Here is a 24139-nt window from a genome sequence, read left to right on the forward strand (position 1 = left end):
CTTCCAGTCCGGGAAACGGGATCTGTTGTCCCTGGAGGCCCGCGGAATGCCACCCGCCGCCTTCAAAATACCTGAACCGTCTTAGACAGGAGGCCCATTGTGCCGGCTGACGCGAAACTTGCGAAACTCCAGAGCGATTTCGCCGCCTATCTGCTGCGCGGCGACCCGGCGGTCGCCGGGGCCTTGCGTCCGGATTTGCCGGCCGGACGGCTGGCGGTCTACCGCAACACCGTGATGGGGTCGCTGGCCGCCGTCCTGGGCCATGCCCACCCCACCCTGCGCCGGGCCCTGGACGAGCAGAGCTTCACTATGCTCGCCTGCCGCTTCGCGGCGGAGGCCCCGCCCCGCCTGCCGATGCTGTGGAGCTACGGCGCCGGCTTCGCCGACTGGCTGGCCGACCCTGAAACGGCTGCCGAAATCCTGCCCGACGGCATCCCGGCTTGGGTGCCCGACCTCGCCCGGCTCGACTGGGCGATGCACGAGGCGCTGTTCGCCGCCGACGCCGAACCGCTCGACCTCGCCCGGCTGGCCGCCATCCCGCCGGAACAGGCGGGATCCCTGCGGCTGGCGCCGCACCCGTCGCTGCGGCTGGTGCGCTCAGACTGGAACATCCATGCGCTGTGGAAGGATGGCGCCACGGTGCCGGCGCCGCAGCCGGAAGCGGTCCTGATCGGCCGCGTTCCGGGCGACGAAGGCGATTGCGCCGGCGGCGAGGTGCGCTGCACCCGGCTGACCGCGGCCGACGGCGCGCTCGCCGCCGGGCTGCTGGCCGGGGCCACCCTGGACGAGGCCGCCGGGGACGAGACCGCTGCCGACGCCGACCTCCAATCCCTGCTGGCGCTGCTGTTGCAGAACCGGCTGCTGGCCGGCTTCGCGCTGGACCGGCAACCCTCCCTCACCGGACGCGAAGGGAACGCCCCATGACGTCATCGAACGCAAGCCCCTGGGCACAACGCTGGCCACTCCCCGCCCGGCTCGCCCAGCTGTCGGACCTCCGCGACCAGACCGCCGGATGGCTCGACCGCCATGCGGTCCCTCTGTTCGACCTCGCCGTCCGGCTGACGATGGCGCCGATCTTCTTCCGCTCCGGCCTGCAGAAGATCGGCGACTGGCCGGCGACCCTCTTCCTATTCCAGGAGGAATACCGGGTGCCGCTGCTGCCGCCGGAAGTCGCCGCCCTGCTGGCCGCCGCCACCGAGCTGACCATGCCGGTCCTGCTGGTTCTGGGGCTGGCGACGCGGCTGGCGGCGCTGCCGCTGCTGGCGATGGCGCTGGTGATCCAGTTCGTGCTGGGTGCCGCGAACCCGGCCTTCAGCAACCCGCAGCATTATTTCTGGATGCTGCTGCTCAGCGGCCTGATCCTTCGCGGCGGCGGGCGGCTGTCGGTCGACCATTGGCTCCTTCGTATCAGCCGCCGCCAGACGGGAGACCGGCCATGACCACTGCCCAGAACAGTTTCCAGAACAGTTTTCCGGCTCCCGCACACCGGCAGATCGCCCGGCTCGGCTGGCTGCTGTCGTCCGGGCTGGTCGCCGTGCTTCTGCTGGTGCTGGCGGTCAGCACCGTCACCGTGCAGGGCATCCGGCAGGTCGACGAACGATGGAACGCCTATGACCTGGGGGCCGCGGCCAAGGCCGACGCCCTGTCCGACCTGCGCGGGGCGCTGGGGTTCGGCGGGGTGATCCACCGCTTCGGCGACTATCTGCTGACCGGCGACCCGGCCCGCGCCGCCGAAATGCGGCAGAGCCTGAAATCCGCTTCCGCCAATCTGGAGGTCTACCGCTATGCCGGCGAGCTGAGCGCCGCCGAGGGCGCGGCGCTCGACAGCATCGCCGCGACGATGGCGCAGCTGGACGCCAAGCTGACGGAGGCCGAGGCCGCGGTGGCGGCGCACACCCCGCTCGACCGGCCCCTGCTCGACCGGCTGGCCCGCACCGCCGCACTCGACACCGCGCCGGCGGTGGCGGCCATACGGACGCTGAACGGCGAGCTGACGCGGGCGCGCGCCGCCCTCGGCGAAGCCAACCGCCAGGGCATCGCCACCTTGAACGGCACGGTGCTGACCGGCGGCAGCGTGGCGCTGGTGCTGCTGGTTGCCATCGCCGGGCTGTTCCTGTGGTTCACCCATCACCGCATCGTCCGCCCGCTGGCCCGGCTCGCCGCCTACATGCAGCGTCTGGCCGGCGGCGATCTGGACAGCACCGTGCCGCTGGTCGGCCGCCGCGACGAGATCGGCGCCATGGCCGGCACCGTCGACGTGTTCCGCGACGGGCTGGTCCGGCTGCGCGCCGCCGGGGACCGCGAGCGCGCCGAGGCCGAAGAGGCCCGCCGACGTCGGGAGACGCTGGAACGCGACCTCCGCTCCTTCGAGGCGGAGATCGGCACGCTGGCCGCCACGCTGACCGGGCGGGCCGGCACGCTTCACCGCACCGGGCAGGATCTGGCCGCCTCCTCCAGCCGGACCATCGGCAGCACGCAGGAGGTCTCGGCCGCCGCCGCCCGCACCGCCGGAACCGTCCAGGCGGTCGCCGCCGCCACCGAAGAGCTGTCGGCCTCCATCGCCGAGATCGGCCAGCGGGTGCAGGGCTCGGTCGCCATGACCACGGCGGCGGTCGAACAGGCCGACCGCTCCTCCGCCACCGTCGCCAGCCTGGCGGAGGCGGTGCAGCACATCGGCGAGGTGGTCGGGCTGATCAACGCCATCGCCAGCCAGACCAACCTGCTGGCGCTGAACGCCACCATCGAGGCCGCCCGCGCCGGGGAAGCCGGCAAGGGCTTCGCGGTGGTGGCGCAGGAGGTGAAGAACCTTGCCAACCAGACCGCCCGGGCGACCGAGGACATCACCCAGCAGATCGCGACGATCCGCAGCGCCACCGACGGCGCGGTCGGCGCCATCCAGGGAATCGGCGGCAGCCTGGAGCAGGTCTGCCGCATGGCGCAGGAGATCGCCGACGCCGTCACCCAGCAGGACGAGGCGACGCGCGAGATCGCCCGCAACATCCAGGAGACCGCAGGATCGGCCGGCGCGGTCAGCGCCGCGATTTCCGAGGTTGCGCAGGCTGCCGAACAGGCCGGAATGGTTGCGGAAAGCATGTTTTCCTCCGCACAATCGCTCGGCAGCGAGACCAAGCGGCTGGAGGGGGCGGCGCACAGCTTCTCCCAGGCGTTGCGCGCGTGATTTCTAGTGGTTCCGGGGAAGAGGGAAGGCCGGCGTGACCGACATCGTCAGTGAAGACTCCGGAGTCATCGGTAGCGGCCCACAGGCCATCCCCGGAGCAAACCGCCGGACCCTGACCATCGCCCGCTCGGCGCTGCTGCTGGCGGCGGCTCTGGTCGTCTGTCTGGCCGTGATGCTGGCGGTCGGGCTGCAACTGATGCGCGGCATGGACGCGGTGGCCGACGGCTGGCGCGATTACGATCTGCAGGCCGCCACCAAGTCCGACGCCCTGTCGGAGGTACGCGGGCATCTCGGCCTGGGCGGTGTCATCGACCATTTCCGCGAGGGCACGCAGACGGGTCCAGGTGACCATTCAGTCGGCGACCATGCGGCGCTGGACCGGTCCCTGGCCCTGGCGCGGGCCAATCTGGCGATCTACCGCGACATGGTCACCCCCAGCGAGGACGAGGCGCGGGCCATCGCCGCCATCGCCGCCTTTCTCGACGCCATCCAGGTGCAGATGGAGGATCCGGCGGCGGCCATCCCCCCGGAGGCGTTCGACGCCTGCCGCCGCGACGCGGTGAAGGGGCTGGCGGCGTTGAACAGCCATCTCAGCGCGCAGCGCGCCCGGCTGACCGCCGCCACCCTGACCGACATCGAGGCCCTGCAACGGCTGATGGCGGTCGGCGGCGGCATCATCGCCGTGCTCGTCCTGGCGCTGGCCGGGGCCGCCGTGTGGTTCACCCGCAGCCGCATCGTCGGTCCGCTCGGCCGTCTGGTGGAGGACGCCCGCCGGCTGGCCCGCCGCGACCTCGACCGCCCTTTCCGGGGTTGGGGCCGGCGAACCGGATCAGGCTTCCGGCACGACGAGCTGGGCCTGCTCGGCCGCAGCCTGGAGGACAGCCGGGCCGCCCTGCGCGACCTGTTCACCGCCATCGAGGAGAAGACCCGCCGGCTGGGCGAGAGCGAACGCCGCTATGCCATGGCCGCCGCCGCCACCAACGACGGGCTGTGGGACTGGGACCTGGAGAGTGGGGATTTCTACCTGTCGCCCCGCCTGCGCCAGATGCTCCGTCTGCCGGCGGATGATGGAGAGCCCGGCCTTTCCACCCTGCTCGCCCACATCCATCCCGACGACCGGCATGCCGTGCTCGCCGCGATCCGTCAGGGGGAGCATGGCGCGGACGGCGCCAGCTTCGACGTGGAGTTCCGCGTCCTGCCGCCGGACCGGAGGAGGCAGGAGGAAACGGAGCGGGAGGAGGGCACCCGCTGGCTCCATCTGCACGGCATCGTCGCCGCCGGTCCGGACGGCCGGGTGGCGCGGCTGGCCGGCTCCGCCGCCGATGTCAGCGACCGCAAATCCTACGAGGCGCGGCTGGTCCATCAGGCCACCCACGATTTCCTGACCGGCCTGCCCAACCGCGCCTATCTGATCCGCTGGCTGCGCGAGCGGCAGGGGACGGAGGACACCGGCCGCAGTGATCTGGCGCTGCTGTTCCTCGATCTCGACGGCTTCAAGGTCTTCAACGACAGCCTGGGCCATGCGGTCGGCGACCGCGTTCTGGTCGCGACGGCGGAGCGGATCGCCGGCCTGCTGGACGCGGGGGAGTTCGTCACCCGGCTGGGCGGTGACGAGTTCGTCGTCGCGATTCCCGCCGGGCAGGAGGCGGCGATCGCCCGCGCCCAGGCGCTGGAGACCGCCTTCCAGCGCCCGCTCTGCGCCGGCGGCATGGAGTTGCGGGTCGGGCTCAGCATCGGTCTGGCGGTTGACGACGGCACCAGCCACGATCCGGACAGCCTGCTGCGCGACGCCGACATCGCGCTCTACCGGGCCAAGGAGCACGGCAAGGGACGCACCGTGCTGTTCGACGCCTCCCTGCGCGAGGCGATCCTGATCCGCAGCCGCCTGCAACGCGACCTGACCCCATCGCTGGAGGCCGGCGACATCTTCCTGGTCTATCAGCCGATCGTCTCGCTCCCCGACGGACGGCTGACCGGGTTCGAGGCGCTGGTGCGCTGGCGCCATCCCGACCTCGGTCTGGTCAGCCCGGCCCAGTTCATCCCGATCGCCGAGGAGACCGGCCAGATCCTGCCGCTCGGCCGCCATGTGCTGGAACGGGCGGTGGAGCAGCTCGCCCGCTGGCGCGGGATGGCGGGGGGTGCTGCCCTGACCGTCAACGTCAACCTGTCGGCCCGCCAGATGTGGGACGAACGCTATGTCGACGACATGCTGGCGTATCTCGCCGACGGCCGCGCCGGCGGGCTGAAGGTCGAGGTGACGGAGAGCATGACCGTCGCCGACCACGATCAGGCCCACGCCATCCTGGAACGCTTCCACGCGCTGGGCGTGGCGCTGTGCATGGATGATTTCGGCACCGGCTATTCCTCGCTGTCGCATCTCGGCCGCCTGCCCTTCGACGTCGTGAAGATCGACAAGAGCTTCGTCAGCGCGCTCGGCAGCGATCCCCGGCAGGAATCGCTGCTGCGCGGCATCGTCGAGCTGGCCCACCGCATCGGGCTGGAGGTCGTCGCCGAAGGCGTCGAGACGGAGGAGGAGCGGGCGGTCCTGACCCGGATCGGCTGCGACTACGCCCAGGGCTACCTGTTCGCCCGCCCGCTGTCGGTGGCCGACGCCGAGGCGCTGCTGCTGAGCGCCGCATAGCACGAGGCGGAGTGCCGCCTTACGGCCGGTTGACCTGCACCGCCAGCGCGGCGGCCGCCTTGCCGGACAGCGGAACGCCGGCTGGCACCGCCACCGCCTCCGGTGCCGGGCCGCCCCCGGTCCCGCCCAGCTGTGTCTGGCCGAGCCGCCCGGTCACCCGGAACGCCACCCAGACCGCGGCGAGGCCGAACAGCACCGATCCCGCCGCCTGCCCGATCAGCACGCCCGGCGCCCCGGCCAGCCAGCCGCCGACCGCCACGAACGGCATGGTCCCCAAGGTCGCCCTGCCCCAGTTGAAGCCAGTCGCCAGCAGGGGGAAGCCCAGATTGTTGAAGGCGGCGTTGGCGACGAAGAGGCAGCCGACGAACAGGAACCCGCCGGCCACGGCGGTGCAGAACAGGCGGACCAGTTCGGCCGACACGCCTTTGGCGGAAAAGGCGATCACCACCCAGTCGCGGGCAAGGAACAGACCCAGCCAGACCGCCAGCACCCAGACGACGATCAGTCCCAGGCTGGCCCACAGGGTCGCCCGCACCCGGTCGGGGCGGCCGGCCCCCAGATTCTGCGCCAGGATCGGTCCGACCGCCCCGGTCAGGGCGAAGATGGTGCCGAAGGCGACCGGAACCATGCGGTCGACGATGGCCGCCCCGGCGACCGCGGCATCGCCGAAGCGGGCCATGCTGGTGGTGACGTAGACGCCGGCGATCGGGGTGGCGAGATTGGTGAGCACGGCCGGACCGGCGATGCCGGCCAGCGTCCGGGCATCCTTCAGCAGCCCGGCCCAGCCGGGGGCGGCGACCAGCCGATGCACCAGCGCCGCGCCGTGCCAGCCGATGGCGGCCAGCAGGCAGCGCGACAGCACGACTGTCACCGCCGCCCCGGTCAGGTCCAGCCGCAGGCCGAAGATCAGGACCGGGTTCAGCGCCGCGGTGAACAGCGCCGCATAGAGCGTGACGGTCATGGCGCGGCGCGCATCGCCCAGCGCCCGCAGCACCGCCGAACAGCCCATACCGAGGCCGAGCAGCGGCAGGGTCGGCGACAGGATGGTCAGATAGCCGACCGCGAGATCCCTGGTGGCTCCCCTGGCGCCCAGCAGATCCATCGCCGGCCCCAGCAACGGCAGGGTCAAGAGGCCGACCAGTGCGGCGACCAGTGCCGTGAGGATCAGGCTGGACCCCGCCAACCTCGCCGCCTCCGCCCGCCGGCCGCCGCCGATCGCGCGTGCGACGAGCGCGCCGGAGCCGATCGACAGCCCGATGCATAGCGACGATTGCAGGAACAGGACGGTGCCGGCGAACCCGACCGCCGCCGCCAGTTCCCGTTGACCCAGCAGCGAAATGTAGAACAGGTTCAGCAGATCGACCGCGAACACCGCGATCAGCCCGACCGATCCGGTGGCGGTCATCACCATCACATGGCGCATCGGGGAACCGGTGGTGAAGCGGCCTGCGGCGGTTTCGGCCATCGGATCGGTCTCCTGCTCGGCGGCTCCCTGCCGGCCCGCGGGCCACAGTGCCGCAAGCCGACGCCGACGGCAAACCGCTTCGAGCCGGACCGACATCATTTCCTCCGGGGCATGGCTGCGGCCGATGCCGGCGCCGGCATCGGCGCACCCCAAAAGCCACGCACCGCCACGGCTTCCTTGACCATTGTAGCATCTACCCCTACCCTCCCGCCCGGCTCATGCTGAGGAGGGGACGGTGAAGGGCGACGAGTTGCGGACCCATCGCGAAGCGAAAGGACTGTCGCAGTCCGAGTTCGCCGTCTGGCTGAACGAACGGCTGCAACGCCGCTACGACAAGCAGAAGATCAGCCGCTGGGAAAATGACGCGGAACGCATCCCGACGGCGGTCGATGCGCTGATGACACGTGAAATCAATGGGCCGGAGCCTGAAAAGCTGGGCGGCCCGGCGCTGGTCGTCGTCGTGGCGAACCAGAAGGGCGGCTGCGCCAAGACGGTGTCGGCGGTCAACATCGCGTCGGCCCTGGCGATCAAGGGCTATTCGACCATGCTGATCGACTGCGATCCGCAGGCCAACGCCACCCAGCATCTCGGCATCGACTCCTACACGATGGAGACGGAGGGCAAGACCCTCTATTACGTCATGCATGGCGACCTGGAACTGGACGACATCCTGGTCACCGTGCCGGAAAGCGGCCTGCGCGTCGCCCCCTCCTCCATCCGGCTGGCGGAGACGGAGGTGGAACTGGGCAAGGAGGCCGGCGGCGACTTCATCATGAAGGAGAAGATCGCCGCGGCGAAGCGCAGCTTCGACTTCATCATCATCGACACGCCGCCCAACATCGGCGAGCTGACCAAGAACGCCATGGTCGCCGCCCACACCGCGGTCATCCCCTGCCAGACCGAGAAGTTCAGCCTGCTCGGCATGGCCTTCCTGCTGGAGAACGTCGCGAAGATCCGCCGGCGGATGAACACCGCCCTTGGCGTGCTCGGTATCGTCCCGACCATCTTCAAGCAGCGGGAACGCAACGACCGCGAGGTTCTGGAACAGATCCACGAACAGTACGGCCCGCATCTGCGGGTGTTCGATCCGGTGCCGAAGGCGTCGGTCTATGCCCAGGCGACCTCGGTCGGCCGTGCGGCGGTGGAAGCGATGCCGGACGTGGCCGGCGCCGCCGTCTACCGTGATGTCGCCGCCGCCCTGGCCGAGGAACGCACCGCCCGCATCAAGGAGGTCGACCGTGTCGCGTAGTCTTCTCGGCAAGGCAACCAAGCCGGCGCAGAGCGCCACCGCAGCAGCCAGGATGAAGGACGCGCTGTTCGGCCTCAGCCGCCATGCGCCGCATTTGGTGGAGGTGCCGGTCGACCGCATCGCCCCCAATCCGAACCAGCCGCGCCGCGAGTTCGACGAGGAGGATTTGCGTGGGCTGGCCGCCTCGATCGAGCGGCACGGGCTGCAACAGCCGATCGGCGTGCGCCAGACCGCCGACGACCAGTGGCAGCTGGTCTATGGCGAACGCCGCCTGCGGGCGATGCGTCTGCTGGGACGGGAGACCATCTTCGGCATCCTGTTCACCGGCGACGATGACGAGGAGATCGCCATCGTCGAGAACCTCCAGCGCAGCGACCTGAACCCGCTGGAGGAATCCGATGCGCTGGCCCGGCTGGCCGAACGGCACGGCTACTCCCACCGTCAGCTGGCCGAAGCGCTGGGCCGCAAGAAGACCTACGTCACCATGATGCTGTCCTTTCAGCGCCTGGCCCCGGCGATCCGCGAGGACTATTCCCAGCTCCGCCCGACCAAGGCGAAGCTGGAGGCGCTGGCCGCCATCGACGACCAGACCGAGCAGCTGCGCGCCTGGGAAAAGCTGAAGCGCGCCGAGGCCGGTCCCCTGCCCTCCCCTGCGGCGCCCTCCTCCGGTCCGTCCAGGCGCGAGCCGGTCAGCGCTCCCGCCGGCATCGCGTCCAGCGCCCTGCCCGCGCGGGCCGCCAAGCCGGTCTTCCAGGCCCGCGACGTGTTGCAGGATCTCCAGGCGAAACCGCAGCCGCTGTCCGACACCGACCGTCAGGCGCTTGCCGACATGCGCACCGCCATCGACGCCATCCTGGCCGGCGCCGGGAAGTAAAGCCGGTCGGAATCCGACCACCCATCGCGGTGGTCGGATTCCGACCGGGGACAATCGCCCTCCCCGCTTCTCCATTACAAGTTGCCGATCTAAAACTTTCCCCACCGGTCTTGACCGCGGTCAAGACCGGCCGCGCCGCTCTGCGCTTTCCTGTCGCCCAGGCCCCGATGCCGAGGGGGCGAAAGCCGGAGGATGGCCGTCGTGAGGATCAGGCGCGTACAACGTTGGGTGGGATCGGCGCTCGTCGCCCTCCTGCTGCTGCTGACCGGCCTTGCCACGGCCGAGGCCGCCGACAGCGGCCGGTTGCTGCCCTATCTGGCGAAGCTGCAACCCTCCGACCTCGTCCCCGGCGCCGACCGTTTCGGCGCTCCCACCCCCAATTCTCAATCGGTCAATACCCCCACGGTCCCCGTCTACAAGGGCGACACCGTGGTCGGGCACGCCTATCTCACCTCGGACTTCGTCAACACCACCGGCTATTCCGGCCGCCCCATCGACGTGGTCGTCGGCCTGACGGCGGACGGCACGGTGACCGGCGCCCGGCTGATGGACCACCACGAGCCGATCGTGCTGATCGGCATCCCCCCGGCCCGCATCAACGGCTTCATCAACGGCTATGTCGGCAAGAACGTGCTGACCTTGGCCACCCAGAGCGCCGCCAGCCCGCCCGTCGACATCGTGTCGGGCGCCACGGTGACGGTGATGGTCATCGGCGACTCCATCATCCGCTCCGGCAAGAAGGTGATGCAGGCGCTGGGGAAGGCTGGGGCGGACAGCACCCCGGCCATCACCAGGTCCGTCGACCTGACCAGGGACGCGGTGGAGGACTGGGCGACGCTGATCGGCGACGGCTCGGTCCGCCGCCTGACCCTGACGGTGGGGGAGGTGAACGCCGCCTTCGAGAAGACCGGCAGGGCCGAGGCCATCGCCCGTGCCGAGGCCGGCAGCCCCGACGAGACCTTCATCGACCTCTACGCCGCCCTCGTCACCATTCCCACCATCGGCCGCTCGCTGCTGGGCGATGCCGAATACGAGACGCTGACCAAGCGGCTGAAACCCGGCCAGCAGGCGGTGTGGGTGGCGGGGCAGGGGCGCTATTCCTTCAAGGGGTCGGGCTATGTCCGCGGCGGCATCTTCGACCGCGTCGAGATGGTGCAGCACGAGGGCTCGATCCGCTTCCGCGACAAGATGCACAAGCGCATGGGCAGCGTCGCCGCCGCCGGTGCCCCCGATTTCCCGGAAATCGGTCTGTTCGTCCTGCCGGAAGGCACCGAGTTCAACCCGGCAGAGCCCTGGCGCCTCCAGCTTCTGGTCCAGCGCGCCATCGCCGCACTGGACAAGGTGTTCGTCACCTTCGACCTCGGCTATCAGCCGCCCGACAAATTCCTGAAGACCGAACAGCCGGCCCCGCCCCCCTCTGGCGCCGCCCCGGCAGCTCCGGCAATCGACCAGTCCGCCAGCCACAGCCCCGCCATCCAGGCCGCCGGTGCGGCGGAGGCCGAGGAGGCCGCCGAAACTCCCCTGTGGCAGCGCATCTGGCAGAACCGGCAGGCCGACATCGCGGTGCTGACCTCCGCCATTCTGCTGCTGACCGGCATCTTCTTCTTCCAGGACCAGCTGACCAGACGCCCGAAGCTGTATGAACGGGTCCGCACCGCCTATCTGGTCTTCACCCTGGTCTGGCTCGGCTGGTACGCCACGGCCCAGCTGTCGGTGGTCAATGTCCTGACCTTCGCCAACGCGCTGCGCACTGATTTCCGCTGGGACTATTTCATGATGGACCCGCTGGTGTTCATCCTGTGGTTCTCGGTGGCGGCGTCGCTGCTGTTCTGGGGCCGCGGCGCCTTCTGCGGCTGGCTCTGCCCGTTCGGCGCGCTTCAGGAACTGGCGTCGAAGGCGGCGAAGCGGATCGGCATCCGCCAGATCACCGTGCCCTTCGCCCTGCACCAGCGCCTGTGGCCGATCAAATACATCCTCTTCCTGCTGCTGTTCGGCCTGTCGCTGCAATCGCTGGGCACGGCGGAGAAGGCGGCGGAGATCGAGCCGTTCAAGACCGCCATCATCCTGCATTTCATCCGCGACTGGTGGTTCGTCGCCTTCGCCGTGGCGCTGCTGGCGGCCGGCCTGGTCATCGAACGCTTCTTCTGCCGCTATCTCTGCCCGCTGGGGGCGGCGCTGGCGATCCCCGGCCGGCTGCGGATGTTCGACTGGCTGCGCCGCTACAAGGACTGCGGCAGCCCGTGCCAGCGCTGCGGCAACGAATGCCCGGTGCAGGCCATCCACCCCGACGGCTCGATCAACCCCAACGAATGCATCCAGTGCCTGCACTGCCAGATGCTCTACCACCACGACCACAAATGCCCAGTCATGATCCAGAAGCGGCAGAAGCGCGAGAAGTGGCAGGCCGCCGAGGCCAAGCTGGCGGCCGAAAAGCAAGCCGCCCAGCAAGCCCTCCAGCAAGCCAGTGCCCGCAGCACGGTGGCGACCGCCGACCCGGCCACCGGGCGGCTGACGATCCGGCCGCACGGAACCTGACCGCCATCCCCTCACCCCGATAACGGGACCCGGTCGCAACGGGCCCCATGACACCCCCCAGGCGGGGGCAGCGAAGGAGCACACCATGTCGAGCGAGACCAACAACAGCGCAGGCGTCAACCGCCGCGCCCTTCTGGGCGGAACGGCGAAGGCGGCGGCCCTTGCCGGCCTGACCGGCGCCGTGGGCGGGGCGACCGCCGGCGGCATCGCGGGCAGCGCGCTCTTCGGCGCCACCGAAGCGATGGCCGCCAACGCCGCCACCAACGCCCAGGCCGGCCACCTGAACGCCGAGGTGAAGCCGGGCGACCTCGACGAATATTACGCCTTCCATTCCGGCGGGCACTCCGGCGAAGTCCGCATCCTCGGCCTGCCGTCGATGCGCGAGCTGATGCGCATTCCGGTGTTCAACCGCTGCTCCGCCACCGGCTGGGGCATGACCAACGAGAGCCGGAAGATCCTGACCGAGCATATGCTGCCGGAAACCAGGAAGTTCCTGGAGACGCGCGGCGGCATCTATCTGAACGGCGACGCCCACCACCCGCACATGTCCTTCACCGACGGCACCTATGACGGCCGTTACATCTTCATCAACGACAAGGCCAACACCCGTGTCGCGCGCATCCGCTGCGACATCATGAAGACCGACACCATCATCGAGATCCCCAACGCCGCCGCCATCCACGGTCTGCGCCCGCAGCGCTACCCACGCACCGGCTATGTCTTCGCCAACGGCGAGCAGCGCGTGCCGACCCCGAACGACGGCCGCGACCTGACCAACCCGAAGGCCTACAAGTCGCACTTCACCGCCATCGACGGCGACACGATGAAGATCGCGTGGCAGGTCTGGGTCGACGGCAACCTCGACAACACCGACGCCGACTATCAGGGCAAATACGCCTTCTCCACCTGCTACGATTCCGAAGAGGGCGTCACCGCGGCGGAGATGACCAGCGGCGAGCAGGACTGGGTCGTCGTCTTCAACCTGAAGCGCATCGACGAAGCGGTGAAGGCCGGCAAGATCCAGGCGGTGAACGGCGTGCCGGTGGTCGACGGCCGCCACGGCAGCCCCTACACCCGCTACATCCCGGTACCGGCCAACCCGCACGGCATCAACGCCGCCCCCGACGGCATCCACGTCACCGTCAACGGCAAGCTGTCGCCGACCGTCACCGTCTTCGACGTGCGCCTGCTGGACGATTTGTTCGACGACAAGATCAAGCCGCGCGACGTCGTCGTCGCCGAACCGCAGCTCGGCCTCGGCCCGCTTCACACCGCCTATGACGGCCGCGGCAACGCCTACACCACGCTGTTCCTCGACAGCCAGCTGGTGAAGTGGAACATCGACAAGGCCCGTCGCGCCTTCAAGGGCGAGAAGGTCGATCCCATCATCCAGAAGCTGGACGTCCAGTACCAGCCCGGCCACAACCACAGCTCGATGGGCGAGACCAAGGAGGCCGACGGCAAGTGGCTGGTGTCGCTGAACAAATTCTCCAAGGACCGCTTCCTCAACGTCGGCCCGCTGAAGCCGGAGAACGATCAGCTGATCGACATCTCCGGCGACGAGATGAAGCTGGTGCATGACGGCCCCACCTTCGCCGAGCCGCACGACACGCTGATCGTCCACCGCTCCAAGGTGAACCCGCGCTCGGTCTACGACCGCAACGACCCGATGTGGGAAGAGGCGCGCCAGCAGGCCAAGAAGGACGGCGTGGTGCTGGAGGATGACGCCAAGGTCATCCGCGACGGCAAGAAGGTCCGCGTCTACATGTGGCAGCGCGCCCCGGCCTTCGGGCTGGAGGACTTCACCGTGAAGCAGGGCGACGAGGTCACCGTCTATGTGACCAACATGGACGACATCGACGACCTGACCCACGGCTTCAGCATCACCAACTACGGCGTCTGCATGGAGGTCGGCCCGCAGGCCACATCCTCGGTGACCTTCACCGCCGATCGTCCGGGCGTGCATTGGTACTATTGCCAGTGGTTCTGCCACGCCCTGCACATGGAGATGGCCGGCCGCATGATCGTCGAGCCGTCCTCGACCTGATCGCCTGAAGCTCTCCCAAATCCCCCTCTCCCCCCCGGGGAGAGGGTCGGGGTGAGGGGGATGCACCGCGTGGCGTCGCTTGGTGCGCAGTAGCTTCCGATCCTAGCGAATTCTCGCCGCGCGTCCCCCTCACCCTAACCCTCTCCCCGGGGGGGAGAGGGGATCCCCCCACCGATGGACTCCTCCCATGCTCCTCCGCACCGCGACACTCCTCGCCGCAGCCCTGGCCCTGCCGGCCCCGGCGCTCGCCGCCACGGCGACGGTCGCCCCCGGCGGCCTGGAGACGGCGCTGGCGTCCGCGGCTCCCGGAGACACGCTGGTGCTGTCCGCCGGCATCCATCCCGGCCCACTGACCATCCGCACCCCGGTCACCCTGACCGGCGAACCGGGTGCCGTCATCGACGGGCAGGGCACCGGCAGCACGCTGACCGTGGAAGCCCCCAGCGTCACCCTGCGGAACCTTGAGATCCGCAACTCCGGCCTCAGCCTGATCGACCAGAACGCCGGCATCTTCCTGGGCAAGGAAGCCCGTGGTGCAATCGTCGAGAACAACCGCCTGCGCGACAATCTGATCGGCGTCTACATCTGGGGGGCCGCCGACAGCCTGGTCCGCCGCAACGACATCGTCGGCCGCACCGACCTGCGCGTGTCCGAACGCGGCAACGGCATCCAGTTGTGGAATGCGCCGGGCACCCGCGTGCTCGACAACAGCGTGCGCGAGGGGCGCGACGGGCTGTTCACCACCTCGTCCCGCAGGAACGTCTTCGCCGGCAACCGGTTCGAGCATGTCCGGTTCGCCGTCCATTACATGTACACCAACGATTCCGAGCTGACCGACAACGTCTCCGTCGCCAACAATGTCGGCTATGCGGTGATGTTCTCCAACAACCTGCTGATCCGCAACAACCGCTCCAAGGCCGACCGCGAACACGGCCTGATGCTGAACAACGCCAACAGCGCGCGCATCGAAGGGAACGTGATCGAAGGCCGCTTCGCCGGTGCGCTGTCCGACAGCGGCGAGGCGCTGCCCGACACCGACATCCCGCGCGACAGCGAGGCGATGAGCGACCGGCTGCGCAGCGGCACCTGGAAATGCGTCTTCATCTACAACGCCAACAAGAACCGCTTCACCGGCAACCGGTTCGACGGCTGCGAGATCGGCGTCCATTTCACCGCCGGGTCGGAGCGCAACAGCCTGACCGGCAACGCTTTCATCGGCAACCGCACCCAGGTCAAATATGTCGGCACCCGCTATCTCGACTGGTCGGAGAACGGGCGCGGCAACTACTGGTCCGACAATGCCGCCTTCGACCTGAACGGCGACGGCATCTCCGACGAGCCCTATCGCCCCAACGACGTGGTCGACCGGGTGATGTGGGAATACCCGGCGGCCAAGCTGCTGATGAACAGCCCCGGCGTCCAGGTGATCCGCTGGGCGCAGAAGCAGTTCCCGGCCCTGCACCCCGGCGGCGTGATCGACAGCGCCCCGCTGATGACGCCACCCCCCATGCCCGCCTCAATCCAAACCGCCCAAAGCCCGGCCCTCCAAAGCCCGACTGCCGAAAGGAAACAGCCATGACCGACTTCACCGCGGAGGTGCAGGGCGTCACCAAGCGCTATGGCGAGACCGAGGCGGTGCGCGGCGTGGACCTGACGCTGGCGCCCGGCGAATGCGTGGCGATGGTCGGCCACAACGGCGCCGGCAAAAGCTCGCTCATCAAGCTGATGCTCGGCCTGACCACCCCGACGGAGGGCCGCATCCGCGTGCTGGGCGGCGACCCGGCCAGTGCCGCCTGCTCCCCCATCCGCCGCCAGATCGGCTTCCTGCCGGAGAACGTCGCCTTCCACCCCAACATGACAGGGCGGGAGACGCTGGACTTCTACGCCCGGCTGAAGGGCGCCTCCCGCTGCGACAACGATGCGCTGTTCGAAAAGGTCGGCCTTGAACCCGCCGCCATCAAGCGCCGCGTCTCGACCTACTCCAAGGGCATGCGCCAGCGTCTTGCCCTGGCCCAGGCCCTGCTCGGCGGCCCGAAGCTGCTGTTCCTCGACGAACCGACCACCGGCCTCGATCCCGCGCTGCGCCAGAGCTTTTATGCCATCGTCGCCGAGCTGCGCGACCAAGGCACCACGATCCTGCTGTGCAGCCACGCCCTGACCGAGCTGGAAGGGCAGGCCGACCGCGTCGTGGTGATGAACCGCGGCCGCAAGGTCGCCGACGGCTCGCTCGCCACCCTGCGCAGCCTCGCCCGGCTGCCGGTCCGCATCCGCCTGACCCTGCCGACCGACGATATCGACGCACTGGCGGCGCGGGTAGGGGAGGGCGCCGCCCTGACCCGTCTGGCCGGAGGCGTGGTCGAACTGGCCTGCGCCAACGACGACAAGGTCGGTCTGGTGCGCCGCATCGCCTGCGAGAGCCCGGCCGCCAACATTGCCATCGAGGACATCGAGATCGTCCAGCCCAGCCTGGACGAGATGTACGCCCATTTCCTGCGCCGGGAGGCCGCCGAATGAACACGCTCCTGATCATCGCCGGCAAGGAACTGCGCGAGGCCACCCGCAACCGCTGGGCCGTCGCCACCACCCTGCTGATGGCCGCACTTGCCCTGACGCTCAGCTTCCTCGGCTCGGTCCCCACCGGCACGGTCGGCGTCGGCCCGGTGGAGGTCACCATCGTCAGCCTGTCGAGCCTGACCATCTTCCTCCTTCCCCTGATAGCATTGCTGCTGTCCTTCGACGCGGTGGTGGGGGAGATCGACCGCGGCACCATGACGCTGCTGCTGTCCTACCCGGTGGCGCGCTGGCAGCTTCTGCTCGGCAAGTTCCTCGGCCATGCCGCGGTGATCGCGCTGGCGACCGTGGTCGGCTATGGCGCCGCCGGGGTGGCGCTCGCCATGGGCGGCACCGCCATCGGGCCGGAGAGCTGGCGCGCCTTCGCCGCGATGATCGGGTCCAGCGTGATGCTGGGCGCCGCCTTCACGGCACTCGGCTATCTCGCCTCCACCATCGTCCGCGACCGCGGCACGGCGGCCGGCATCGCGGTGGCGGTCTGGCTCTGCTTCGTCCTGCTCTACGACATGGCCCTGCTCGGCATCCTCGCCAGCGGCAGCGGCCTGGGGGTGGAGGCGCTGAACTGGCTGCTGCTCGCCAACCCGGCCGATGCCTACCGCCTGTTCAACCTGACCGGCTTCAAGGGCGTCAGCGCCTTCGCCGGCACCGCCGGCCTCGCCGCCCATGTCCAGCTGTCCGTCCCGCTGCTGCTGGCGGTGATGGCCGGCTGGATCGCCACCCCGCTGGCGCTGGCCGCCGCCCTCTTTTCGAGGAAGCAGATCTGATGCGCACCCTCCGAACCCTCCTTCTCGCCGCCGCTCTCCTGGCACCGCTCTCCGCCTGCAAGCAGGAGAAGGCGGAGGTCGCGCCGCCGCCGCCCGTCACGCTCGCCACCGACGCCATCGGCCATTACTGCGGCATGAATTTGGCCGACCATCCCGGCCCCAAGGGCCAGATCCTGGTGAAGGGCGCCGAGCGGCCGATCTGGCTGTCCTCCGTCCGCGACACCTTCGCCTTCACCATGCTGCCGGAGGAGCCGAAGGAAATCCGCGCCATCTACGTCACCGACATCGCCAAGGCCAAGGACCCCACCGCCCCCGACATGACCGTCTGGGTCGAGGCGCGCCAGGCCTGGTACGTGCTGGGCAGCCGCTTGCGCGGCGGCATGGGCGAGGCGGAGCCCTATCCCTTCTCCGACAGGGCCGCCGCCGAGCGTTTCGCCCAGGCCAACGGTGGCACCATCCTGCGCTTCGCCGACGTGCATGAGGACCAGATCCTCACCCCGCCCGCCGCCAGTGTTGCCGAGGGAGAGCAGTGATGCTGACCAGACGCCGCTTCCTCGCCATCGGTGCCGCCGCCGCCGGCCTGTCGCTTCTGCCGCATCGCCTGCTGCGGGCGGAAGGCGTTCCCGTCCGGGTCTGGCGCGGCGTGGCGCTCGGCGCCGACGCCAGCCTGACCATCGCCCACCCCGATCCTGCCGAGGCCGACCGCCTGATCGCGCTGAGCCTGGAGGAGGTCGCTCGGCTGGAGCGCGTCTTCAGCCTCTATCGCCCCGACTCCGCCCTGCGGCGCCTGAACCGCGACGGGTGGCTGGACGCCCCACCCGCCGACCTCGTCCGCCTGCTGTCGGAAGCGGCCGCCTTCGGCCGCGGCACCGGCGGCGCCTTCGACCCCACGGTGCAGCCGCTGTGGCAGCTCTATGCCGGCCATTTCGAACGGGACAACACCGACCCCGCCGGCCCGCCGAAGAATGCCGTCCGCGCCGCCCGCGCACTCGTCGACGTCCACGCCCTGCAGGTGGAGCCCGGCCGCGTCGCCTTCGCATCAAAGGGCATGGCGGTGACACTGAACGGCATCGCCCAGGGCTACATCACCGACCGCGTGACCGAGCGCCTGAAGGCCGAAGGCATGGGCAACGTCCTGGTCGACATGGGCGAACTGCGCGCTCTCGGCCATCACCCCTCCGGCCGCCCCTGGACCGTCGGCCTCGCCGATCCCACCAACCCCGACCGCAGCACGGCGACGGTCGAACTCACCGACGGCGCGATGGCGACGTCCGGCGGCTACGGCACCCGCTTCGACGCCGCCGGCCGCTTCACCCACCTGTTCGACCCCGCTAGCGGCGCTTGCGCCGCCCACTGGCTGGCGGTGACCGTCCAGGCCGCCGATGCCACGACGGCCGACGCCCTGTCCACCGCCCTGTCGGTGGTGCCGGCGGACCGCGCCATGGCTATCCTGGCGGCTTATCCCGGCGTCACCGCCCGCTTCACCCGTCCCGACGGCCGCATCCTGCGGCTGCCCGCCTGAAAGAACGGATCATCGTCATGGGAAGCTTCAGCCTGTTCCACTGGGCCGTCGTCCTGCTGGTCGTCCTGCTGCTGTTCGGCGCCGGCAAGCTGCCGTCGGTCATGGGCGATTTCGCCAAAGGCATCCGGAGCTTCAAGGCCGGCCTGAAGGACGGGGAAGCGAACGGGTCCGACCTCAGCGCGTAAAGACGGCACCGGCCCCCCGATCGTCACAGCAGGCCGCCCTCGCGCAGCCGCCCGTCCAGCTCCTCGTTATAGCGCTTCAGCGCGTGCTGTTCGGTGAGCAGCCCGATCACCCGCATCCGCTCGGTGCCGTCGACCACCGCCAGCACGTCGCTCTCCGCCGTGGCGAAGCTCTTCATCGCCTCGCGGATGTTGACGTTGGGCAGCAGCACCTCCGTCTTCAGGCGGATGAGATCGGCGAGTTCGGCCGTCTCCGCCGTCTCGCGATAGGCATCGGAAACGAAGACGATCCCGGCATAGCGGTCGGCATGGTCGACAACGATCACCCTCTGCGTCGCCCCCAGGGGGAAATTGCGGCGGAACTGGGCGAGCGTCTGGTCGTCGCGCACGGTGCGGACGTCCTTGCGCATCATGCGCCCCACCGTCAGGTCGCGGATCCAGCCGATGTCGGCGGCGCTGCGGATCGACTCGCCGCGCAGATGGAAGCGCCAGGTGGCGAAGGAATAGCCGAAGACCCGCCGGACGGTGATCGACGACACCACCGCAGCGGCCAGCACCGCAATGGTCAGGGGCAGGCTGCCGGTGACCTCCAGCGCCAGGAAGGCCATGGTCAGCGGCGCGCCGAGCACGGCGGTCGCCATGGCGCACATGCCGACGATGCCGATCACCACCGCGGGGATGGTCAGCCCGACCGCCAGCATCCAGCCGATGGCGACCAGCTTGCCCAGCATCGCCCCCAGGAACAGCGAGGCGAAGAACAGGCCGCCGCGGAAGCCCGACCCGATGGAAATCGCCGAGGCCAGTGCCTTCAGCCCGATCAGCGCCAGCAGGGCCGGGGCGGTGTAATAGGCGTTGAAACCGACATGCAGCGCGCCATGGCCCGACGACAGCACCGCCGGCGTGGCGAGCGCCAGCAGACCGATGCAGCACCCCCCGACCACCGGTCGCGCCCACACCGGCACGCGGCTGCGGTTGAAGACCGCCTCCACCAGCGCGACCGTCCGCATCATGGCGATGCCGAGCAGGGCGCACAGCACGCCCATCAGGCAGACCAGCGCATAGTCGGCCGCCCCCAGGCTGCCGGCGAAGCCGACCTGCAAGGACGGCTGCGGCAGGATCAGCCGCATCACACCGACCCCGGTCATGGCGGCGACGCCGACCGGCGCCAGGGTGGAGATCGAGTAGCTGGCGATCACCAGCTCGAAGGCATAGAAGGCGCCGGTCAGCGGCGCGTCGAAGGCCGCCGCGATCGCCGCCGCGGTGCCGCAGCCGACCAGCGTCCGCAGGTCGCCGCGCCGGACATGGAAGATGCGGCCGAGCTTGGACGCCACCATCGCGCCGGCCTGGGCATAGCCGGCCTCCATGCCGACCGAGGCGCCGAAGCCGTTGGACAGCATGGTTTGCAGGACCAGCAGCAGGCTGCCGTGGATGGGGATGCGCCCGCCATGCAGCGCATTCGCCTCCACCGGATCGATGATGGACAGGCGGGGGAGCCGGGCGAGCAGCCAGCCGAGCCCCGCCATCAGGCAGCCCCCGACGACCGGGACCGGCATCGCCCGCCAGGGATCGACGGCGGCGGCCCCGCTGACGTCGTGACCCTCCACCGCGAACAGGACGTGATGGAGCGACTGCACCGCCGTGACGATGGCGGCGACGAAACAGGCGGCGAGGATGCCGATTCCGGCCGCCAGCACCGCCAGCCAGATCTCGTCGCCGCGCACGAAGGCGCGCAGCCAGGCCGGGGCCCTGATGCCCGTGCCCTGCTTTTCCGGAAGCGACAGCTTGGCTTTCAGCGACTGGAACATGCGTCGGCGCGCCGCCTTCGGCGTTGGGGGGTGTGGACGGCCCCGCCGTCAGCCGAGCATCGCGCGGGCATACAGCTCGGCGATGTGCGCGGTGATCGGCCCCGGCTTGCCGTCGCCGATCCGCCGGCCGTCGATCCGCACCACCGGGGTGATGCCGCCCAGCGTGCCGGTGACGAAGGCCTCGTCCGCACCATACACTTCCGCCAGGGTGAAGTCGTGCTCGCGCACCGTGCCGCCGTCCTTGCGGTAGAGATCGATCGCCTTGGCGCGGGTGATGCCCTTGAAGTTGAAGCGGCCGGTGGAGGTCCAGAGTTCGCCCTTGCGGACGACGAAGAAGTTGGTCGAGTTGCAGCTCGCCACGAAGCCGTGCGGGTCGAGCATCAGCGCCTCGTCGGCCCCGGCATTGATCGCCTGGATCAGCGCCTGGATGAAGTTGAGCCGGCTGTGCGAGTTGAGGCGCAGGTCGAAGACGTCGGGGCCGCTGCACCGGATGGTCGAGGTGAACAGCGTCAGCCCCTTGGCCTTCGATTCCGGCTTCGGCGCCTTGTATTCGGCGATGATGACGATCGTCGCCTGCCCCAGCGCAAAGCGCGGATCCTGGTTGGGCGTCTTCTTGCGGCCGCGCGTGACCATCAGGCGGATATGGGCGCCGTCGGTCATGCCGTTGCGGTCCAGCGTGGCCTGGATCGCCCCGACCAGCTCCTCGCGCGTCATGCCGATGTCGAGCTGGATGGCGTTGGCGCCCTCATAGAGCCGGTCCATATGGTCGTCGAGCGCCAGGATGCGGCCCTTGACCAGCCGCAGCCCTTCCCACACCCCGTCGCCCAGCACGAAGCCGGCGTCGAAGACCGAGACCTTGGCCTCGTCGCGCGGGAAGAACGCGCCGTTCACATAGATCAGCACCTCGTCGTTGCGGCTGTCGTCGACATAACCCTGCGAACTCGTCTGGCTGACCGCGCTGTTCGAAACCATCGTATGTACCCTTTCCCGGCAGCGGCCGGCCTTGCCAGCCGGTGCTGCGCCGCCTGATTTTTTTAAGATGCTCTCAGAAGGAAAATTCGGTGAAACGCTCCAGGAAGGCGCGCGTGCGCTCCTGCCGGGGGTGCTTCAGCACCTCGTCCGGCGTCCCGACCTCGTGGAAGACGCCGTCGGCGAGGAAGATCACCTTGGTGGCGAAATGATAGGCGAAGCCAAGCTCGTGGGTGACGAGCAGCATGGTCCGCCCCTCCTCCGCCAGTTGCCGGATGACACGCAGCACCTCGCCCACCAGCTCGGGGTCGAGCGAGGAGGTCGGCTCGTCGAACAGCAGGATCTCCGGCTCCATGGCCAGCGCGCGGGCGATCGCCACCCGCTGCTGCTGGCCGCCGGACAGCCGTCCGGGATAGACGTCGGTCTTGCCGCCCAGCCCGACCTTGTCCAGCTCGCGCAGGGCGCGCTCGCGCGCCTCCGCCTTCTTCATCCGCTTGACGGTTACCAGCCCTTCCATGGCGTTCTCCAGCACGGTCATGTGCGGGAACAGGTTGAACTGCTGGAACACCATGCCGACGCGCTCGCGCACCCGGCACAGCTCGCTTTCGGGATAGCGCACCTCGTCCGGCTTGCCAGGGGCCGCTTTGCCGACAGCACGGCCGAGCGGCGTGCCGTCGAGCGCGATCCGGCCGGCGGTCGGCATCTCCATGAAATTGAGGCAGCGCAGGAAGGTGCTCTTCCCCGATCCGCTGCCGCCGATGATGGCGACGCGCTCGCCGGCCGCCACGGAGAAATCGATCCCCTGCAGCACATGCAGCGGCCCGAACCATTTGTGGAGGCCGGACACCTGGAGGATCGGCGGCGCCGCCGGGACCGGCGAGACCGACGGGATCGACACCGGCAGTATGGGATCTGGCATGGAGGGAGTCTCCGCTTGCATGACGGTCAGCCCTTGCCGGCCATGCGGCGTTCGAGGGTCATCGACAGGAAGGTGGCCGGATAGATCAGGACGAAATAGACGACCGCCACGGTCGTGAGGATTTCGAAGGGGCGGTAGTAGGTCGAACTCAGCAGCCGGCCCTGATACATCAACTCATGCACCGACAGCACGGAGGCGAGCGACGACATCTTCGCCACCTCCACCGCGCGGTTGGTGAAGGCCGGCAGCATCAGCTTGAAGACCTGCGGCAGGATGATCCGGCGCAGCACGTCGGCACGCCGCATGCCCAGCGCCTTCGCCCCCTCCCACTGGCCGCGGGCGATCGACTGGATGCCGCCGCGGAAGATCTCCGCCCCATAGGCCGAGCTGTTCAGCGCCAGCCCGAGCAGCGCCGCCGTGAAGGGCGACAGCTGCACCCCGATCAGGATGGGGAAGGCGTAGTAGAACCAGATCAGCTGGATCAGCACCGGCGTGTCGCGGAACAGCTCGATGTAGACGAGGCTGCCGCCGCGCAGCAGCCGGCTGCGCGACAGCCGGGCCAGCGCCAGGACGAGGCCGGCGGCCAGCCCGATGGCAAGGCTGGGCAGCCACAGCTCCAGCGTCACTACGAAGCCGCGCATCAGGATCGGGAAGGTCTCCACCACCAGGGCGAAGTCGAAGGCGTAGTCCATCTCTCCGTCTCCTCAGCGGTAGGCGGTCAGCCGCGCTTCGGCGACCCGGGCCAGCGCGCTGCACGAGACCAGCAGCACGAGATAGAGCAGGGCGACGGTGGTGTAGACCTCCAGCGGCCGGAAGGTTTCGCTGTTCACCATCATCGCCTGATAGAGAAGCTCGCCATAGGCCAGCGTGGAGGCGAGCGCCGTGGTCTTGATCAGTTCGAAGGAGCGTTCGACGAAGGGGGCGATCATCCGCGTCGCCGCCTGCGGCACCACGATGCGCCGCATCAGCTGCGTGTGGGTCATGCCCAGCGCCTTCGCCCCCTCCCACTGGCCGCGCTCGATGGAGCGGATGCCGCCGCGGAATACCTCGGCATAGAAGGCGCCGGACTGGGTGGACAGGGCGAGCACGGCGGCGACCAGCGGGTCGAGGCTGATGTTCAGCACCACCGGCAGGGCATAGAAGAACCAGAAGAAATGCACGATGGGCGGCGTGTTCCGGTAGAACTCGACGAAGGCCGCCGCCGGCAGGCGCAGATAGCGGCGCGGCGACAGCCGCAGCAGAGCCAGGACCAGCCCGACCAGGACGCCGAAGACGATGGCGATGGCGGCGATCTTCACCGTGTTGAGCAGACCGTCGAGCAGCAGCGGCCATCGCGTCAGGACCGGCGAGAAATCCCATTGATAGCTCATGCGGCGTCCTCAGTATCGCCCTCTCCCGGGGCTCTCAGCGGATCTTCG

General features: G+C 69.4%; 19 protein-coding genes and 1 pseudogene. 14 read left to right on the forward strand and 6 right to left on the reverse strand.

Annotated elements, in window-relative coordinates; all coding sequences use genetic code 11:
* Nucleotides 1–99: 99 nt before the first annotated feature.
* From J2848_RS33705 to J2848_RS33720, 4 genes are read left to right on the forward strand one after another with little or no spacing between them, the layout of a single operon-like run.
* Nucleotides 100–924 (forward strand): HvfC/BufC N-terminal domain-containing protein, encoded by an 825-nt coding sequence (locus J2848_RS33705; RefSeq protein ID WP_149235500.1) that lies wholly within the window; start codon nucleotides 100–102, stop codon nucleotides 922–924.
* Nucleotides 921–1439 carry a DoxX family protein gene (locus tag J2848_RS33710; protein WP_246194510.1) on the forward strand — a complete coding sequence of 173 codons (519 nt, stop codon included), beginning with the start codon at nucleotides 921–923 and terminating at the stop codon, nucleotides 1437–1439. The genes J2848_RS33705 and J2848_RS33710 overlap by 4 nt, the downstream gene beginning before the upstream one ends.
* The gene (locus J2848_RS33715; protein WP_246194511.1) at nucleotides 1436–3178 is read left to right on the forward strand and encodes a methyl-accepting chemotaxis protein; all 1743 of its coding nucleotides are present in this window, start codon (nucleotides 1436–1438) and stop codon (nucleotides 3176–3178) included. The genes J2848_RS33710 and J2848_RS33715 overlap by 4 nt, the downstream gene beginning before the upstream one ends.
* 34 nt (nucleotides 3179–3212) lie before the next feature.
* Entirely contained in the window at nucleotides 3213–5819 is a 2607-nt protein-coding gene (locus J2848_RS33720; protein ID WP_149235501.1) for a putative bifunctional diguanylate cyclase/phosphodiesterase, read from the forward strand.
* 19 nt (nucleotides 5820–5838) lie between these two features.
* Here J2848_RS33720 and J2848_RS33725 read toward each other — a convergent pair whose 3' ends face one another.
* A complete protein-coding gene (locus J2848_RS33725) occupies nucleotides 5839–7284 on the reverse strand; it encodes an MATE family efflux transporter (protein WP_149235502.1) in 1446 nt (481 codons plus the stop codon).
* A gap of 235 nt (nucleotides 7285–7519) precedes the next feature.
* Here J2848_RS33725 and J2848_RS33730 point away from each other — a divergent pair, with 235 nt between their 5' ends.
* The 10 genes and pseudogenes from J2848_RS33730 to tatA all read left to right on the forward strand — a co-directional run.
* Entirely contained in the window at nucleotides 7520–8533 is a 1014-nt protein-coding gene (locus J2848_RS33730) for an AAA family ATPase (protein WP_149235503.1), read from the forward strand.
* Nucleotides 8523–9407, forward strand: a complete 885-nt coding sequence (locus J2848_RS33735; protein ID WP_246194513.1) for a ParB/RepB/Spo0J family partition protein — start codon at nucleotides 8523–8525, stop codon at nucleotides 9405–9407. The genes J2848_RS33730 and J2848_RS33735 overlap by 11 nt, the downstream gene beginning before the upstream one ends.
* Before the next feature lie 192 nt (nucleotides 9408–9599).
* Complete coding sequence (locus tag J2848_RS33740; protein ID WP_149235504.1) at nucleotides 9600–11942, forward strand: NosR/NirI family protein; 2343 nt, start codon at nucleotides 9600–9602, stop codon at nucleotides 11940–11942.
* 85 nt (nucleotides 11943–12027) lie between these two features.
* Nucleotides 12028–13989, forward strand: a complete 1962-nt coding sequence (gene nosZ / locus J2848_RS33745) for a TAT-dependent nitrous-oxide reductase (protein WP_149235505.1) — start codon at nucleotides 12028–12030, stop codon at nucleotides 13987–13989.
* A gap of 187 nt (nucleotides 13990–14176) precedes the next feature.
* A complete protein-coding gene (locus tag J2848_RS33750; RefSeq protein WP_149235506.1) occupies nucleotides 14177–15568 on the forward strand; it encodes a nitrous oxide reductase family maturation protein NosD in 1392 nt (463 codons plus the stop codon).
* Nucleotides 15565–16503, forward strand: coding sequence for an ABC transporter ATP-binding protein (locus J2848_RS33755; protein WP_149235507.1), 939 nt, complete (start codon nucleotides 15565–15567; stop codon nucleotides 16501–16503). The genes J2848_RS33750 and J2848_RS33755 overlap by 4 nt, the downstream gene beginning before the upstream one ends.
* On the forward strand, nucleotides 16500–17324 hold the full coding sequence (locus tag J2848_RS33760; RefSeq protein ID WP_149235508.1) for an ABC transporter permease: 825 nt from the start codon (nucleotides 16500–16502) through the stop codon (nucleotides 17322–17324). The genes J2848_RS33755 and J2848_RS33760 overlap by 4 nt, the downstream gene beginning before the upstream one ends.
* Nucleotides 17324–17857, forward strand: coding sequence for a nitrous oxide reductase accessory protein NosL (locus J2848_RS33765; protein ID WP_149235509.1), 534 nt, complete (start codon nucleotides 17324–17326; stop codon nucleotides 17855–17857). The genes J2848_RS33760 and J2848_RS33765 overlap by 1 nt, the downstream gene beginning before the upstream one ends.
* On the forward strand, nucleotides 17857–18846 hold the full coding sequence (locus J2848_RS33770; RefSeq protein WP_149235510.1) for an FAD:protein FMN transferase: 990 nt from the start codon (nucleotides 17857–17859) through the stop codon (nucleotides 18844–18846). Before J2848_RS33765 ends, J2848_RS33770 begins: the two co-directional genes overlap by 1 nt.
* Nucleotides 18847–18863: 17 nt before the next feature.
* Nucleotides 18864–19004, forward strand: a pseudogene (tatA, locus tag J2848_RS33775) (twin-arginine translocase TatA/TatE family subunit); the annotation flags it as partial.
* 50 nt (nucleotides 19005–19054) lie between these two features.
* On the opposite strand, the gene J2848_RS33780 reads toward tatA, so the two are convergent.
* The 5 genes from J2848_RS33780 to J2848_RS33800 all read right to left on the reverse strand — a co-directional run bounded on the left by J2848_RS33780 (nucleotide 19055) and on the right by J2848_RS33800 (nucleotide 24091).
* A complete protein-coding gene (locus J2848_RS33780) occupies nucleotides 19055–20833 on the reverse strand; it encodes a chloride channel protein (protein ID WP_149235512.1) in 1779 nt (592 codons plus the stop codon).
* Between the two features lie 48 nt (nucleotides 20834–20881).
* Nucleotides 20882–21805 (reverse strand): aminotransferase class IV, encoded by a 924-nt coding sequence (locus J2848_RS33785; RefSeq protein ID WP_149235513.1) that lies wholly within the window; start codon nucleotides 21803–21805, stop codon nucleotides 20882–20884.
* 73 nt (nucleotides 21806–21878) lie between these two features.
* Complete coding sequence (locus J2848_RS33790; RefSeq protein WP_149235514.1) at nucleotides 21879–22721, reverse strand: amino acid ABC transporter ATP-binding protein; 843 nt, start codon at nucleotides 22719–22721, stop codon at nucleotides 21879–21881.
* A 26-nt stretch (nucleotides 22722–22747) separates the two neighbouring features.
* Nucleotides 22748–23413, reverse strand: a complete 666-nt coding sequence (locus J2848_RS33795) for an amino acid ABC transporter permease (RefSeq protein WP_149235515.1) — start codon at nucleotides 23411–23413, stop codon at nucleotides 22748–22750.
* 12 nt (nucleotides 23414–23425) lie between these two features.
* Nucleotides 23426–24091, reverse strand: a complete 666-nt coding sequence (locus J2848_RS33800; RefSeq protein ID WP_149235516.1) for an amino acid ABC transporter permease — start codon at nucleotides 24089–24091, stop codon at nucleotides 23426–23428.
* Nucleotides 24092–24139: the final 48 nt, after the last annotated feature.

Source organism: Azospirillum lipoferum, assembly GCF_024170005.1.
GTDB classification, from domain to species: domain Bacteria; phylum Pseudomonadota; class Alphaproteobacteria; order Azospirillales; family Azospirillaceae; genus Azospirillum; species Azospirillum lipoferum.